Raw genomic sequence first — 13,955 nt, 5'->3', positions numbered from 1 at the left:
GGGTAGCGACCTCAGACCACGACGTTGACCAGCTTGGGCGCACGCACGACGACCTTGCGCACCTCGCGGCCGTCGATCGCCCTCACCACGGCCGGGTCGGCCATCGCCAGCGCCTCCAGCTCGGCCGGGCTGATGTCGGGCGACACCTCCAGGCGCGCGCGGACCTTGCCCTGGATCTGGACGACGGCCGTGACCGACTCCTCGACCAGCAGGGCCGGGTCGACGGCCGGCCAGCCGGCGCGAGCCACGGTCGGCTCGTGCCCCAGGCGCTCCCACATCTCCTCCGCCGTGTACGGCGCCACCAGCGACAGCAGGACGGCGACCGCCTCGGCGGCCTCGCGCACGGCCGGATCGGCCGGGCCCGCCCCGGTGTCGATGGTCTTGCGGGTCGCGTTCACCAGCTCCATCACTCGCGCGACCATCACGTTGAAGCGGTAGGACTCGATCAGCTCGGCCGCGTCGTGCACGGTGCGCGCCGTAGCGCGGCGCAGCGTGACGTCGCCACCGTCGGCCGGGGTGCCCGGTGCCGACGTGACGTCACCGGACAACCGCCAGGCACGCTGCAGGAAGCGCAGCGACCCCGCCGGGGACACGTCGGCCCAGTCGATGTCGTCCTCGGGCGGGCCGGCGAAGACCAGGGTCAGCCGGACCGCGTCCACCCCGTAGGCCGCAAGTTGGTCCCCCAGACTGACGCCGTTGCCCAGCGACTTGCTCATCTTCTTGCCCTGGTTGATGACGATGCCCTGGTTCAGCTGCGCGGCGAACGGCTCACCGACGTCCAGCATCCCCATGTCCCGCAGCACCTTGGTGAAGAAGCGCGCGTACAGCAGGTGCAGCACCGCGTGCTCGACCCCGCCGACGTAGATGTCGGCCGGCATCCAGGCCCGGGCCTTCTCGACGTCGAACGGCCCGTCGGTGTAGTCCGGTGAGCAGTAGCGCAGGAAGTACCACGACGAGTCGACGAAGGTGTCCATCGTGTCGCTGTCTCGTCGCGCCGGGCCACCGCACGTGGGGCACGCGACGTTCACCCACTCCTCCGCAGCGGCCAGCGGCGAGACGCCCTTGGGCTTCAGGTCGGTCCCGCGCAGCGCCGGCAGCTCCAGCGGCAGCTGGTCGTAGGGGACGGCGACCTCCCCGTCCTTCTCGCAGTGGATGATCGGGATCGGCACGCCCCAGTAGCGCTGCCGGCTCAGCAGCCAGTCGCGCAGCCGGAAGTTCACCGTGCCGGAGCCGGTGCCGTCGGCCTCCAGGCGCTCGATGATCGTGCGGATCCCGGTCGCCTTGTCGGTGATCCCGTCCAGCGGGCCGGAGCTCACGTAGGCGCCGTCCCCGGTGGTCGCGACGTAGGTCTCCTCCGGGTTCGGCTCGCCGGTGTCCACCACCGTGCGGACCGGCAGGTCGAACCGCCTCGCGAAGTCCAGGTCGCGCTGGTCGTGCGCGGGCACCGCCATGATCGCGCCGGTGCCGTAGTCGGCCAGCACGTAGTCCGCCGCCCACACCGGGACCTGCTCGCCGTTGACCGGGTTGACCGCGTGGACGCCCAGGAAGACGCCGGTCTTGGGACGGTCGGTCGACAGGCGGTCGATCTCGGACGCCTTGCGGACCTCGTCCAGGTAGGCCTCGTACGCCGCCCGCTGCTCGTCGGTCACCAGCTCCGCGGCCAGCTTCGCGTCGGCGGCCACGACCATGAACGTCGCGCCGTACAACGTGTCGGGCCGCGTGGTGTAGACGGTGATCGGCTCGTCCCGACCCTCGACCCGGAAGTCGACGTGCGCGCCTTCGGACCGCCCGATCCAGTTGCGCTGGGCCGTGACGACCCGGGCGGGCCAGGTCGGCTCCAGGTCGTCCAGGCAGTCCAGCAGCTCCTGGGCGTACTCGGTGATCTTGAAGTACCACTGGGTCAGCTCGCGCTTGGTGACCTCGGCGCCGCACCGCTCGCAGCGGCCGTCGACCACCTGCTCGTTGGCCAGCACGGTCTGGTCGTTCGGGCACCAGTTCACCGGCGAGGACTTGCGGTAGGCCAGGCCCCGCTCGCGGAACTTCAGGAACAGCCACTGGGTCCAGCGGTAGTACCCCGGGTCCGAGGTGTGCAGCCGGCGCGACCAGTCGAAGGAGACGGCGTAGCGCTGGAAGGACTCGAACTGCGTCTCGATGTTGGCATAGGTGTACGTCGCCGGGTGCTCGTCGTTGCGGATCGCCGCGTTCTCGGCCGGCAGGCCGAAGGAGTCCCAGCCCATCGGGTTCATCACCTCGTAGCCACGCTGCCACCAGTAGCGCGCGACCACGTCGTGCAGGGCGGTCACCTCGGCGTGCCCCATGTGCAGGTCACCGCTCGGGTAGGGGAACATCGTCAGCGCGTACTTCTTCTCGCGCGGCGAGTCGTCGTCGGCTCGGAACGGCTGCAGCTCCTGCCAGACCGGCAGCCACTTGTCCTGGACCGCCGCGATGTCGTACTGCTCCTGCTCGCTCATCTCGTCTCTCTCATGCGTCTGGTGATGGTGGTGCTCCGGGCACAAAAAAGCCCCTCGGGCACGAGGGGCAGCCGCGTCGGTGTGGTGCGTGTCGACGCGGCTAGGTAAGGAGCAGGGACCTTCGCATGCGGTCATGGTACCGCGCCGCGGCATGACCCCGACACCGCCTGACACCATGGGCGCCATGACCCTCACCGATCTCTTCCGCCTCGACGGCAAGGTCGCCGTCGTCACCGGCGCCTCCAGCGGCCTCGGCGTCGCCTTCGCCCAGGGCCTCGCCGAGGCGGGCGCCGACCTCGCCCTCGGGGCCCGACGGCTCGACCGTCTGGGCGAGACCGCCGGGCTGGTGGAGGCCGCCGGCCGCCGAGCACTGACCGTCGCGACCGACGTCGCCGACCCGGACTCGTGCACGAACCTGGTGGCCCTCGCCATGGAGGAGTTCGGCCGGGTCGACGTGCTCGTCAACAACGCCGGCATCGGGACGGCCGTTCCGGCGACCCGCGAGACCCCGGAGCAGTTCCGCCAGGTGATCGACGTCAACCTCAACGGCTGCTACTGGATGGCCCAGGCCTGCGGCCGGGTGATGCAGCCGGGGTCGAGCATCATCAACATCAGCTCGGTGCTCGGCCTCACCACGGCCGGGCTCCCGCAGGCCGCCTACGCCGCGTCCAAGGCCGGCCTCATCGGTCTCACCCGGGACCTGGCGCAGCAGTGGACGGGTCGCAAGGGCATCCGCGTCAACGCCCTCGCCCCGGGCTTCTTCGCCTCGGAGATGACCGACCAGTACCCGCCGGGCTACCTGGAGTCCCAGCAGCAGCGCATCCCCGCCGGCCGCAAGGGCGAGCCCGTCGAGCTCGCTGCCACGGTCGTGTTCCTCGCCTCCGACGCGTCGGCGTACGTCACCGGCCAGACGCTCGCCGTGGACGGCGGGATGACGATCACCTGAGGCGGGTTCGTTTCACCGGTCGACCGGTGAAGCGTGCACGACACGCCGGGCGGCACCGGCGTGTCGTGCACGGTTTCCCTGACCACCCCGGCCGGACCTCGGCCGGACCTCGGCCGGACCTCGGTCAGGGGCGGCCTCAGCGGACCCGGAAGGTGTCCGTCGCGGTGTGACCGGTCGTCGCGCCGGTGACCGTGACGGTGTAGCTGCCCTTCTTGCGCGGCGTGACGACCGCCTTGGTGACGCCGCCCGACAGCTCGCGGTCCACCGACGCGGAGTCCGGCCCGGTGACCGCGACGGTGACCGAGCGGTCGCCGTCGAAGCCGCGGACGAGGACGGTGACGTGCTTGCCGGCCTTGACCGATGCCGGAGCCGCCCTCACCGTGCCGTCGTCGCTGCCGTGCACCGGGTCGTCGGTGAGGTTGAGGGCGTCCCGGATCGTGAAGTAGAGGTCGGTCTGGTCGGTGAGGCCCACGATGTTGGCCGCGCCCGGCCCGTAGCCGGCGATCCGCACCTGCGAACCGGTGTGCTGCTGCGATCCGCCCTGCGGGGCGGTTCCGTAGTTGACCGCCATCGGCGCCCCGTCGGCGGTGGTGAGCGTGACGCTCAGGCCGGGGCTGGTGCTGCCGACCTCGATGATCTGGCTGGAGTGGGCGTGGTCGGCGGTCACGAAGATCGTGGTGTCACCGTGCTCCTTCGCGTAGTCCATCGCGACCTGCACGGCCTCGTCGAGGTCGACGGTCTCCCCGATCTGGCCACACGCGTTGGCCGCGTGGTCCTGCTTGTCGATGCTCGCGCCCTCGACCTGCAGGAAGAACCCGTGCGGGTTGTCGAGCAGGTCGATCGCCTTCTCGGTCATCTGCGCCAGCGACGGCTGGGAGTCGGGCAGGGCCGGATTGGGGGTGCACTCCTGCGCCGCCAGCTTGGAGCCGCCGACCGTCGCCGCCGGACCGGTGTAGCGCACCGGGAGGTTGCCGCCGGCGAAGAGGCCGAGCAGCGGCGCGTCCTGGTCCGCGTGGGTCACCTTGGCCAGGCTCGCCTTGCTGTAGACCATCCGGTAGCCGCGCTGGACGGCCTGCTCGGTGAGGGTCCGGCCCGCCCAGTCCCCGGCCTTCGCCTTCTGCGCGAAGGTGGCGGCACCGCCGCCGAGCGTCACGTCGGGCCGGGTGTCGAGCAGCTGCTCGGTGATCGAGCCGAGGCCGCCGTTCTCCAGCGCCGCCTCCGGGCAGGTGGTCGACGTCTGGTCGGGTCCGTAGCAGGACCGCGCCGAGATGTGGGAGACCTGCACCGCGGGGGTCGCGTCCTGGATCTCCGAGGTGGTGACGTCCCCGGTCTTGAGGCCGTTGGCCTTGGCGAGCTCCAGCAGGGTCTGCTGCGGCTGCCCGGCGAGGTTGACCGAGACGGCGTTGTCGTAGGTCTTCGTGCCGGTCGACCAGGCCGACCCGGTGGCGGCGGAGTCGGGCACGTAGTCGGGCAGGCCCGTGTCCTTGGACAGCGAGTACGTCGTGTACTGGCCCGTGAGCGGCAGGGCGTCGATCCCGGCGAACCGGCCGGCCGCGCCCTCGGCGTAGTTGCGCGCGACGGTGATCTCCGAGTCGCCCATGCCGTCGCCGATGAAGAGGATCACGTTCCTGGCGTGGCCGCCCACGACGGCGTCGCGGACTGCGGAGGTCTGGTCGCCGTCCAGGCGGGTGGCCCCGCCGTGCTCGGCGAGGTCGGACGGTGCCGCGGTCGCGTACGCGAGGCCCGCGGAGGCGGCCAGGGCGGTGACCGCCACGGCACCGGCCGCGACGCGGCGCGGCCGGGTGAGTCGTGCGTGCATGCTGGTGTGGTCCTTCCGAAGGGTGTCGGGCCGGGTCGACCCGGCTGCACCCCATCGGCTCCGGGTGAACCCTCGAGGCGTCTCGCGTGACGCCGTCGCCAACACCGGACGGCGTACTCCCGGTATGTTCTGACGCCATGTCGACGCGTGTGGTCGTGATCGGTGCCGGGTTCGGCGGACTGGGCGTCGCGCACGCCCTGCGGCAGGCGGGCGTCGCCGACGTCACCGTGCTGGAGCGGGCGGACGAGGTGGGTGGCGTCTGGCGGGACAACACCTACCCCGGCGCCGCCTGCGACGTCCCGTCACCGCTCTACTCCTGGTCCTGGGCCACGAACCCGACGTGGGGCCGCCGCTACTCCGCGCAGCCCGAGATCCTCGACTACATCCGACGCACCGCCGAGGCGGACGGGCTGCGCCCCCTGGTGCGCACCGGCACCGAGGTCACCGGCCTGGCACACGACGGTCGGGCCTGGCAGGTGACGACGAACGACGGGGTGCTCGAGGCCGACGTCGTCGTCCCCGCGACCGGGCAGCTGTCCAACCCGGTGGTGCCGGCGATCCCCGGTCGGGACACCTTCGCAGGACCCGCCTTCCACTCGGCGCAGTGGCGCCACGACGTGGACCTCACCGGCCGCCGCGTCGCCGTGGTCGGCACCGGCGCCAGCGCGATCCAGCTCGTGCCGGCCATCGTGGACCGGGTCGGGTCGATGACGGTGTTCCAGCGGTCCGCGCCGTACGTCGTCCCGAAGCCGGACCGCGCGTACACCGACGGCCACCACCGGGTCTTCGAGCGACACCCCGGCGTGCCGGCCGGCGAGCGCCGCCTGACCTACTGGATCACCGAACGCTTCAACGGCGCGCTCGAGGGCACCTCGCCGATCACCCGCCCGCTGATGGGTGCGATCCGGGCGGCGTGGCGACTGCAGCTGCGCCGGCAGGTTCCCGACCCGGCGCTGCGCGAGCGGCTGGTGCCCGACTACGAGCTGGGCTGCAAGCGGTTGCTCTTCTCCAACGACTGGTACCCCGCCCTGGCGCGCGACCACGTCGAGCTCGTGACCGAGCGGATCGAGGCGGTCGAGCCCGGCGGCGTCCGCACCGGCGACGGTCGGCTGCACGAGGCCGACGTCCTGATCTGGGGCACCGGCTTCGCCGCCACCGCGTTCCTGGGCGGGGTCGACGTCACCGGCCCCGACGGCTCGTCGCTGCACGAGGTGTGCGCCGACGGCGCCCGCGCTCACCTCGGCATGACCGTGCCCGGGTTCCCGAACCTGTTCGTCGTCTACGGCCCCAACACCAACCTCGGCGGCAGCTCGATCATCGGCATGCTCGAGGCACAGGCCGGGTGGATCGCCCAGGTGGTCCGCCGGATCGACGACGGCGAGGTCGCCCAGGTGGCGGTCCGACGCCGCGCCTGGGAGGCGTACGACGCCGAGATGCAGGCGCGCCTGGGCAGCAGCATCTGGGCCGGCTGCGACAGCTGGTACCGCGACGGCCGTCGGATCACCACCAACTGGCCCGGCCTCGTCGCCGAGTACCGGCAGCGCACCGCCGCCGTCGACTGGTCCGAGCTCGAGGACGTCAGCCCGCGGCCGGCGACCCGGAGGCGTTGACCATCCAGCTCACCCCGTGCTTGTCGGTGACCTGGCCGAACCAGTCGCCCCAGGGTGCCTTCTCGAGCGGGACGTCGACGGTGCCGCCCTCCTGCAGGCCGTCGAACCAGCGGCGCAGCGTGTCGACGTCGTCGCCGCTGAGGGCGAGGCCTCCCGAGGGGAAGTCGCCCTCCATGTGCCGAGGGACGTCGGCCCCCATCAGGAGGACCGACTCCGAGACCGTCAGCGCGGAGTGCATGACCAGGTGGGTCTCGTCGTCGGCGACGCCCATCCCACCCATGTCGGCGAACGTCATCACCTCCAGCGTGCCGCCGAACACGGACTGGTAGAAGGTCATCGCCTCGCGGGCCTCGCCGCGGAAGTTGAGGTAGGGGCACAGGTAGGTCGACATCGTCTCTCCTCGGATGTGGGGTCGTCGGCTCACCGTGACAGACCGCGCCGACACCCCGGACTCATCGGCGCCGCGACCGCGTCCCGAACGCCTCGTCGAAGTGCGCGAGCAGGTCCCGCGGGTCGGCGTACACGGCGAGCGCCCCGGCCTCGAGCAGCTCCTCCCGGCCGTAGCCGCCGGTCAGCAGCGCGATCGTCGGCAGGTCGCGCCGGTTGGCGGCCTCGACGTCCCAGACCGCGTCGCCGACGACGACCGCACGCCCGCCGCCGACCTTGTCCAGCGCCCGGTCGAGCAGCTCCGGCGCCGGCTTGGACTCCTCCGCGTCCTCGCTGGTCGTCCAGGCGTCCGCGTGCTCGACGGCGTGCAGCAGGTGCAGCGGGCGCTGGGCGTGCTTGGGGATGCTGGAGCTGGCCAGCACGACGTCGAGCCCGGCCTCCCCGACCGCGACCAGCAGGTCGTGGGCGCCGTCGAGGAGCTGCGTCTCCCCCGAGACCTGGTCGTACTCGCTCTCCCAGCGGTCCCGCAGCCGGTCACCGTGCTCGTCCTCGACGTCGTCGCCGGCGACCGCTGCGACCAGCCGGTCACCACCCATCCCGATCGCGCGGTGGATCGCCGCCACCGGCACGTGCCGGTCGAGGACCGCGTCGAAGGCGCGCGACCACGCCAGGGCATGGTGGTAGTTGGAGTCCAGGAGGGTGCCGTCGATGTCGAAGACGGCCGTGTCGAAGGCAGGCATGCGACCCGGGTACCCCGGCCCGCGCGGGTGCTACACCTGGTCGCTACGCCCCGTCGGCCGGGGGCACCGCCTGCGACCTCGCCCAGCGGTAGTCGGCCTTGCCCGACGGGGACCGCTGCACCTGGGGCACCCGGATGACCGCCTTGGGCACCTTGTAGCGGGCCACGTGCCGGCCCGCCTCCGCCAGCAGGTCGTCGTCGGTGGCGGTGCTGCCGGCCTCGATCTGTACGACGGCCACGCACTCACTCCCCCACCGCTCGGACGGGCGGCCGACGACGACCACGTCGCGCACCGCCGGATGGGCGGCCAGGGCCCGCTCCACCTCCTCGACGAAGATCTTCTCCCCGCCGGAGTTGATGGTGACGCCGTCCCGCCCGAGGAGCAGCACCTGGCCGTCCTCGGTGAGCAGGGCCCGGTCACCGGGGATCGAGAACCGCACTCCGTCGATGACCGGGAACGTCCGCGCGGTCTTCGCCTCGTCGCCGAGGTAGCCGAGCGGCACCCGGCCGCGCTGCGCGAGCCAGCCCTCGCCCTCACCGGGCTCCAGCACCCGAGAGAACAGGTTGTCGACCACGGTCGTCGACGGGACCGGCGCGAACGTCGCCGTACCGGCCGTCATGCCCTTGAGCGACAGGGAGCTCATCTGCAGCCCGGTCTCCGAGGCGCCGGCGGCGTCGAGCACCAGGATGTGCGGCAGTGCCTCGAGCAGCCGATCCCGCACACCGGGCGTGAGCGGGGCGCCGCCGTTGTTGAACGCGGCGAGGCCCGAGAGGTCGTGGTCGCCGCGCTCGATCTCCTCGATCAGCGGGAGGGCGACGGCGTCCCCGACCACGGGAATGCTCAGCACCTGCTCGGCGACCGCGGTCCGCAGGGCACCGGCGGGGTCGAGCGTGTGGACGTCGTCGGGCAGCACGATCTTGCCGCCACCGGTGATCGTGTGGAACGCCGACCACTGGGCGGCGCCGTGCATGAACGGCGGGATCATCAGCAGCCGCATCCCGCCGCCGGCGGCGGCCGCCGCCTCCGCGATCGCGTCGTACGACGTGTAGGGCTCCGTCGTGCCGAACGGCGTCCCACCCATCGAGGTGACGTAGATGTCGTCGTTGCGCCACAGCACGCCCTTGGGCATCCCGGTGGTGCCGCCGGTGTAGAGGATGAAGAGGTCGTCACCGCTCGGCACCGGCATCCCGCCGGCCGGGGTCGGGGTCAGCACCGCCTGCTCGTGGTCGATCGCTCCCGGCAGCAGCTCGTTGCCGGAGTCGTCGGCCACCTGGACGAGGACCTCGAGGTCGGGGAGCCGGTCACGGACCGCGGCGACCTGGGGGGCGAACTCGGCGTGGTAGACCAGCGCCCGCGTCCGCGCGTCGGTGAGGAGGTAGAGCAGCTCCTCCTCGACATACCGGAAGTTCACGTTGAACGGCGCCACCCGGGCGCGGTAGCCCGCGACCATGCCCTCGAGGTACTCGTTGCCGTTGCGCAGGTAGAGCCCGACGTGGTCCTGGCCGGACTCGTGGCCGGCCAGCCCGGCGCGCTCGGTGTGGCACCCGAGCCCGCGCTCGACGAACAGGTGGGCGAGCCCGTCGGCCCGCTCGTTCATCGCGCGGTAGGTCAACCGCCGGTCCCGCCAGACCAGGACCTCCTGCTCGGGCACCGCCCTCGCGACCGTGTCGAACACGGTGGCCAGGTTGAATCCGTCCGGGCCGAGCTCGGGCATGCGCACCGCCTAGGTAGAACGCGTTCTCGATGCGGGCGATGCTAGCGGGTGGGCCGTCAGGTGGTGCGGACCGCGCGCACCACCCTGCTCGTCGCCGCCTTGCAGGACGGCGTCGCCCTCAGGCGCGCGTAGAAGCGGCCCTCGGTCCCGGTGTTGCCCGTGGACCAGGTGTACTGGCCACCCTGCAGGTCGGTGGTGTCGGAGGCGAACCGGAGGTCGTCGCCGCCACCCGGCGTGCCGACCACCTTGAAGACCACGACGGTCCGGTCGGCCGCGCACAGGCGCGGCCGGGTGCTCTTGACGACGCCGGAGAGGTCGGTGCCCTCCGCGGTGATCGTGACCGTGACGTCGGCGCGGGACGACGCGTGCGCGACGGCCGGGACCAGTCCGGCTCCGCACGCCACCAGCGCCGAGGACGCAGCAAGAAGTGCTCGCATGGTGTGCCCTTCCGGGGCGACCCTCGCCCCTCCTGATGGAGGGACCGTAGGCACGCCAGCTGCCCGGGCGCATGACGCGTCCGGGGGGCACGGGCGGGCGCTCAGGACGGCGTACGCCGAGCGCCCGCCCCGCCTCCCCCCGGCGTCGCACCGGCGGCGGGCCACCGGGCGGCGCAGAGGCCGTCGAGCCGGTCCAGGACCCGGGCGGCTCGGACGGCGGTGTGGCGTCGCCACGCGAAGACCCGGGCGGTCCGCGGGCGCGCGGCCCGTCGCGGGGCGGCGCTGCGGGTGCTCACGCTCCGGCCCCGACCGGCGTGGCGACGGAGACGAGCAGGGGTGCGGCGGCGGTGACCGGTGTGGCGGCGAGGGCGGCGTCGACGATGGCGAGCGCCCGCTCGCCGAGGCTGCTGCTGCGCTCGGCGACGGCCGCGACGACCCGCGCGCGGACCCGCCGGAGCAGGAGCTCGTCCGGCACCTGCTGGCGCAGCTCGTGGCCCGCGGCACCGACGGTGACCGCGTCGTCACAGACCAGCCGCACCAGCGGCAGCATGGCCAGGTCGACCCGGCCGGCGCGACGTCGTCGTTCGCTGTCCCTCATCCGAGACCATCCCTCTCGCCGGCTACCCGGCATCTGCTGTCGACCGCCGGTCAGCGGCGGTCCGGGCTCCGCCGGGTGGCTGGGACGGAGAGAGCCGTGCTCTCGGCGGCAACCGTAATTCCTCCGCAGCCGGGAGGAACACCCCCCGTTGGACCCCTTCTGGGCGGGACCAAAGTCCCGGGACCTCCGGCCCGATGAGCACTCCGCAGTCACGGACGGACTTCCTAGGATCGACGTACGCGCAGGTCAGGAGGCACGATGCCGGACCGTTCACTGCTGGTCGACGAGCTCTCGCGGTTCGCGCGGACGCTGGTGACCGACTACCCCGTCAGCGACGCCCTGCACGACCTGGTGGAGTCGACCACCGCCATCCTCGGCATCCACGGGGCCGGCACGTCGATCGCCCGGGCAGGCACCCTCACGTTCGTCACGGCCGCGCCGGAGGACATCGCCGCGATCGAGGAGGTGCAGGAGCGCCACCAGGTCGGCCCGTGCATCGACGTCTACCGCAGCGGCGAGCCCGTCTGCGTGGCCGACGTGACCGCCGAGCGCGACCGCTACCCGGCGCTCGCCGCGGCCGCGTCCAGTCGCGGGATCGTCGCCATCGCCGCCGTACCCCTGCAGCTCAACGCGGCCCGGCTCGGCGCGCTCGACCTCTACGACACCCGGCCGCACGAGTGGACCGAGGAGGAGATCCACACGGCGGGACTGCTGGCGTCGATGGCGACCGGCTACATCGCGAACGCCTCCCAGCTCGACCAGGCGCGGCAGACCGCCGAGCAGCTCCAGGAGGCGCTGGACAGCCGGGTGATCATCGAGCAGGCCAAGGGCGTCATCGCCGGGGAGCGCGGGATCACCGTCGACCAGGCCTTCCAGGTCCTGCGGGCGCACGCCCGCCGCAACAGCGCCCCGCTGCGCGACGTCGCGAACGCGGTGGTCCACCTCGGCCTGCGCCCCTGACCGGTACGTCCGGACCAGCCCCTGCGTGACCAGGGACCCCGGAGCCGGAGCACTGGGACCCTCCGGCGCTGCCGCGTCCACGGGTGAGGGTGGGGGCAGACGGCCCGTCGGGCTTCCCGAGGACCCGGCGGGCCGTCCCTCCACGTCACGACCGGGCGTCATTCACGACGAGGGCCCGGCGCGCTGCGCCGGGCCCCTCGGTGTCTCTGGTGGAGCTGAGGGGACTCGAACCCCTGACCCTCTGCATGCCATGCAGATGCGCTACCAGCTGCGCCACAGCCCCAGATCCGTCACCCTCCCCGCTGGGACGGCAACTCGCGGAATACTAGCCAACCGCTCCCGGCGACGCGAATCCGGGGAGGTGTGCCGGCTCGCCGCCCGGACTTGTCGGCCAAAACCGTTGCTTGTCGGCCGAAGTTCTGGCCGACAAGCAACGGTTTACCCGGTCGACCGGGTAAACCAGCAGGCGGCCGACCCGCCGGCATCAGGACCCCAGGACGACCCGGTTGTAGGCGACCAGCCGGCATGGGGCGGCCGGGTCGGGCTGGTCGAGCTCGACCCACGCGCAGTTCGACAGGCCGTGGAGGGCGACCCGCTGCTCGACCCGGCCTCCCAGCAGGACCGGCACGGTGTCGCGGATGGCCGCGCCGTGCGAGACGGCCACCGCGAGCTCGCCGGGTGCCAGCAGACCGAGGAGCTCGGTGAGGGCCGTGACCATCCGCGCGGCGACGACGGCCGCGCTCTCGCCGCCGGGCACCACGTCGAAGTTGCCCCGGACGAACTCGGCGAACTCGGCCGGGGCCAGCTCGGCGTACTCGTCGTGGGTCAGCCCCTCCCGCTCGGCGAGGAAGTGCTCGCGCAGGCGCGCGTCGTACGTCGGCTCCAGGCCGCTCTCCTTGGCCAGGTACGCCGCGGTCTGCCGGGCCCGAGCGCTGTCGGAGGACCACAGCGCCGACGGGCCGAGCGCCGCGAGCACCGGCGCGACCGCCGCGGCCTGGGCGTGGCCGGTGTCGTCCAGCTCGACCTCGCGCTGCCCCTGGATCCGGCGCGCGGCGTTGTAGGCGGTCCGGCCGTGCCGGAGGAGGACCAGCCGCCGCGGCGCCGGGTCAGCGGTCATGGGAGACGACGTCGGCGGGCAGCTGGATGGACGGGCAGTCCCGCCAGAGCCGCTCGAGCGCGTAGAACTGGCGCTCCTCCTCGTGCTGCACGTGGACGACGATCTCGCCGTAGTCCAGCAGCACCCAGCGGCCGTCGCGCTCCCCCTCGCGGCGGATCGGCTTCGACCCGATCTCGCGCAGCTTGTCCTCGACCTCCTCGACGATGGCCTTGACCTGGCGGTCGTTGGTCGCGGAGGCCAGCAGGAACGCGTCGGTGATCGCGAGCTGGTCGCTGACGTCGAAGGCGACGATCTGCTGGGCGAGCTTGTCCGACGCGGCGCGCGCGGCGGCGCGCACCAGCTCCAGGGCGTGCTCGGTGGCGGTCATGCGGAGGTGTCCTTCGGGTAGAGGTCGTGCTTGGCGATGTACTGGACCACCCCGTCGGGCACGAGGTACCAGACCGGCTCGCCGCGGCGGGAGCGCTCGCGGCAGTCGGTGGAGGAGATCGCCAGGGCCGGGATCTCGACCATGGTGACCCGCTCGGCCGGGATGCTGCCCAGGGTGTCCACGTCCATGGTGTACCCCGGACGGGTGCACCCCACGAACCGGGCGAGCTCGAACAGCTCGGCCGCGTCACGCCAGGTGAAGATCTCCCCCAGCGCGTCGGCCCCGGTGATGAAGTACAGCTCGGCGTCCGGGAGCGCCGTGCGCAGGTCGCGCAGCGTGTCGATCGTGTACGTCGGACCCTGCCGGTCGATGTCGACGCGCGACACCGTGAACCGGGGGTTGGCCGCCGTCGCGATGACGGTCATCAGGTAGCGGTGCTCCGCGGGGGTGACCACCCGGTCGGACTTCTGCCACGGGTCGCCGGTGGGGACGAACACGACCTCGTCGAGGTCGAACCAGGACTGCACCTCGGACGCGGCCACGAGGTGGCCGTGGTGGATGGGGTCGAACGTGCCGCCCATCACCCCGATCCGGCGGGCTCCGGGCACGTGCTCGTCGGTGGCGCTCAGCTGTGCTCGCGTCCCTTGCCGAAGGCCAGCAGCGCTCCGATGAGCGCCAGGAAGATGACGAGCACGATCCCGCCGATCAGGAACGGGTCCGGGGTGTCGATCACGACGTCCTCGGTGGCGAAGGCGACGACGAACGGGGTCAGCATGGGCGACAGCCTAG

The 13,955-nt window shown here is 72.5% G+C and carries 15 protein-coding genes and 1 tRNA gene; 3 read left to right on the top strand and 13 right to left on the bottom strand.

The window, feature by feature from the left end; genetic code table 11:
- Positions 1 to 11 precede the first annotated feature (11 nt).
- Complete coding sequence (leuS, locus tag ACILRH_RS09575) at positions 12 to 2,471, bottom strand: leucine--tRNA ligase (RefSeq protein ID WP_395692743.1); 2,460 nt, start codon at positions 2,469 to 2,471, stop codon at positions 12 to 14.
- Between the two features lie 184 nt (positions 2,472 to 2,655).
- Between leuS and ACILRH_RS09570 the strand changes: the two genes are divergently transcribed.
- A complete protein-coding gene (locus tag ACILRH_RS09570) occupies positions 2,656 to 3,417 on the top strand; it encodes an SDR family NAD(P)-dependent oxidoreductase (RefSeq protein ID WP_395692741.1) in 762 nt (253 codons plus the stop codon).
- Between the two features lie 136 nt (positions 3,418 to 3,553).
- Here ACILRH_RS09570 and phoA read toward each other — a convergent pair whose 3' ends face one another.
- Positions 3,554 to 5,236 (bottom strand): alkaline phosphatase, encoded by a 1,683-nt coding sequence (gene phoA, locus ACILRH_RS09565; protein WP_395692739.1) that lies wholly within the window; start codon positions 5,234 to 5,236, stop codon positions 3,554 to 3,556.
- A 137-nt stretch (positions 5,237 to 5,373) separates the two neighbouring features.
- Here phoA and ACILRH_RS09560 point away from each other — a divergent pair, with 137 nt between their 5' ends.
- Positions 5,374 to 6,846, top strand: a complete 1,473-nt coding sequence (locus tag ACILRH_RS09560) for a flavin-containing monooxygenase (protein ID WP_395692738.1) — start codon at positions 5,374 to 5,376, stop codon at positions 6,844 to 6,846.
- On the opposite strand, the gene ACILRH_RS09555 is transcribed toward ACILRH_RS09560, so the two are convergent.
- From ACILRH_RS09555 to ACILRH_RS09530, 6 genes are all read right to left on the bottom strand, one after another.
- A complete protein-coding gene (locus tag ACILRH_RS09555) occupies positions 6,815 to 7,237 on the bottom strand; it encodes a VOC family protein (protein WP_395692737.1) in 423 nt (140 codons plus the stop codon). The two genes, ACILRH_RS09560 and ACILRH_RS09555, sit on opposite strands and share 32 nt — an antisense overlap.
- Positions 7,238 to 7,298: 61 nt before the next feature.
- The gene (locus tag ACILRH_RS09550; protein WP_395692735.1) at positions 7,299 to 7,973 is read right to left on the bottom strand and encodes an HAD family hydrolase; all 675 of its coding nucleotides are present in this window, start codon (positions 7,971 to 7,973) and stop codon (positions 7,299 to 7,301) included.
- A 43-nt stretch (positions 7,974 to 8,016) separates the two neighbouring features.
- Entirely contained in the window at positions 8,017 to 9,687 is a 1,671-nt protein-coding gene (locus ACILRH_RS09545) for an acyl-CoA synthetase (RefSeq protein WP_395692734.1), read from the bottom strand.
- A gap of 56 nt (positions 9,688 to 9,743) precedes the next feature.
- Entirely contained in the window at positions 9,744 to 10,124 is a 381-nt protein-coding gene (locus ACILRH_RS09540) for a hypothetical protein (RefSeq protein ID WP_395692732.1), read from the bottom strand.
- Positions 10,125 to 10,225: 101 nt separating this feature from the next.
- Positions 10,226 to 10,420 (bottom strand): hypothetical protein, encoded by a 195-nt coding sequence (locus ACILRH_RS09535; protein ID WP_395692730.1) that lies wholly within the window; start codon positions 10,418 to 10,420, stop codon positions 10,226 to 10,228.
- On the bottom strand, positions 10,417 to 10,722 hold the full coding sequence (locus ACILRH_RS09530) for a hypothetical protein (RefSeq protein WP_395692728.1): 306 nt from the start codon (positions 10,720 to 10,722) through the stop codon (positions 10,417 to 10,419). The genes ACILRH_RS09535 and ACILRH_RS09530 overlap by 4 nt, the downstream gene beginning before the upstream one ends.
- 258 nt (positions 10,723 to 10,980) lie before the next feature.
- Between ACILRH_RS09530 and ACILRH_RS09525 the strand changes: the two genes are divergently transcribed.
- The gene (locus ACILRH_RS09525; RefSeq protein WP_395692726.1) at positions 10,981 to 11,682 is read left to right on the top strand and encodes an ANTAR domain-containing protein; all 702 of its coding nucleotides are present in this window, start codon (positions 10,981 to 10,983) and stop codon (positions 11,680 to 11,682) included.
- Positions 11,683 to 11,889: 207 nt separating this feature from the next.
- On the opposite strand, the gene ACILRH_RS09520 is transcribed toward ACILRH_RS09525, so the two are convergent.
- The 5 genes from ACILRH_RS09520 to ACILRH_RS09500 all read right to left on the bottom strand — a co-directional run bounded on the left by ACILRH_RS09520 (position 11,890) and on the right by ACILRH_RS09500 (position 13,941).
- A tRNA-Ala gene (locus ACILRH_RS09520) sits at positions 11,890 to 11,965 on the bottom strand.
- Positions 11,966 to 12,166: 201 nt separating this feature from the next.
- Positions 12,167 to 12,799: a histidine phosphatase family protein gene (locus ACILRH_RS09515; protein WP_395692724.1), complete on the bottom strand. Its 633-nt coding sequence runs from the start codon at positions 12,797 to 12,799 to the stop codon at positions 12,167 to 12,169.
- Positions 12,789 to 13,166 (bottom strand): ribosome silencing factor, encoded by a 378-nt coding sequence (gene rsfS, locus ACILRH_RS09510; protein ID WP_395692722.1) that lies wholly within the window; start codon positions 13,164 to 13,166, stop codon positions 12,789 to 12,791. The genes ACILRH_RS09515 and rsfS overlap by 11 nt, the downstream gene beginning before the upstream one ends.
- A complete protein-coding gene (nadD, locus tag ACILRH_RS09505) occupies positions 13,163 to 13,774 on the bottom strand; it encodes a nicotinate-nucleotide adenylyltransferase (protein WP_395692720.1) in 612 nt (203 codons plus the stop codon). The genes rsfS and nadD overlap by 4 nt, the downstream gene beginning before the upstream one ends.
- Before the next feature lie 17 nt (positions 13,775 to 13,791).
- Positions 13,792 to 13,941: a hypothetical protein gene (locus tag ACILRH_RS09500; protein WP_395692718.1), complete on the bottom strand. Its 150-nt coding sequence runs from the start codon at positions 13,939 to 13,941 to the stop codon at positions 13,792 to 13,794.
- Between the last annotated feature and the right edge of the window lie 14 nt (positions 13,942 to 13,955).

It is taken from the genome of Nocardioides sp., from assembly GCF_044226765.1.
Classification (GTDB): Bacteria; Actinomycetota; Actinomycetes; order Propionibacteriales; family Nocardioidaceae; genus Nocardioides.
Note: the sequence above shows the minus strand (reverse complement) of the source record. Positions and strands in the feature narration are given on the sequence as shown.

Coding starts and splice junctions, on each gene's coding strand:
- leuS (WP_395692743.1), bottom strand. CDS start 2,471: ATGAGCGAGCAGGAGCAGTACGACATCGCGGCGGTCCAGGACAAGTGG.
- ACILRH_RS09540 (WP_395692732.1), bottom strand. CDS start 10,124: ATGCGAGCACTTCTTGCTGCGTCCTCGGCGCTGGTGGCGTGCGGAGCC.
- ACILRH_RS09525 (WP_395692726.1), top strand. CDS start 10,981: ATGCCGGACCGTTCACTGCTGGTCGACGAGCTCTCGCGGTTCGCGCGG.
- phoA (WP_395692739.1), bottom strand. CDS start 5,236: ATGCACGCACGACTCACCCGGCCGCGCCGCGTCGCGGCCGGTGCCGTG.
- ACILRH_RS09550 (WP_395692735.1), bottom strand. CDS start 7,973: ATGCCTGCCTTCGACACGGCCGTCTTCGACATCGACGGCACCCTCCTG.
- ACILRH_RS09515 (WP_395692724.1), bottom strand. CDS start 12,799: ATGACCGCTGACCCGGCGCCGCGGCGGCTGGTCCTCCTCCGGCACGGC.
- ACILRH_RS09500 (WP_395692718.1), bottom strand. CDS start 13,941: ATGCTGACCCCGTTCGTCGTCGCCTTCGCCACCGAGGACGTCGTGATC.
- rsfS (WP_395692722.1), bottom strand. CDS start 13,166: ATGACCGCCACCGAGCACGCCCTGGAGCTGGTGCGCGCCGCCGCGCGC.
- ACILRH_RS09570 (WP_395692741.1), top strand. CDS start 2,656: ATGACCCTCACCGATCTCTTCCGCCTCGACGGCAAGGTCGCCGTCGTC.
- ACILRH_RS09555 (WP_395692737.1), bottom strand. CDS start 7,237: ATGTCGACCTACCTGTGCCCCTACCTCAACTTCCGCGGCGAGGCCCGC.
- ACILRH_RS09560 (WP_395692738.1), top strand. CDS start 5,374: ATGTCGACGCGTGTGGTCGTGATCGGTGCCGGGTTCGGCGGACTGGGC.
- ACILRH_RS09545 (WP_395692734.1), bottom strand. CDS start 9,687: ATGCCCGAGCTCGGCCCGGACGGATTCAACCTGGCCACCGTGTTCGAC.
- ACILRH_RS09530 (WP_395692728.1), bottom strand. CDS start 10,722: ATGAGGGACAGCGAACGACGACGTCGCGCCGGCCGGGTCGACCTGGCC.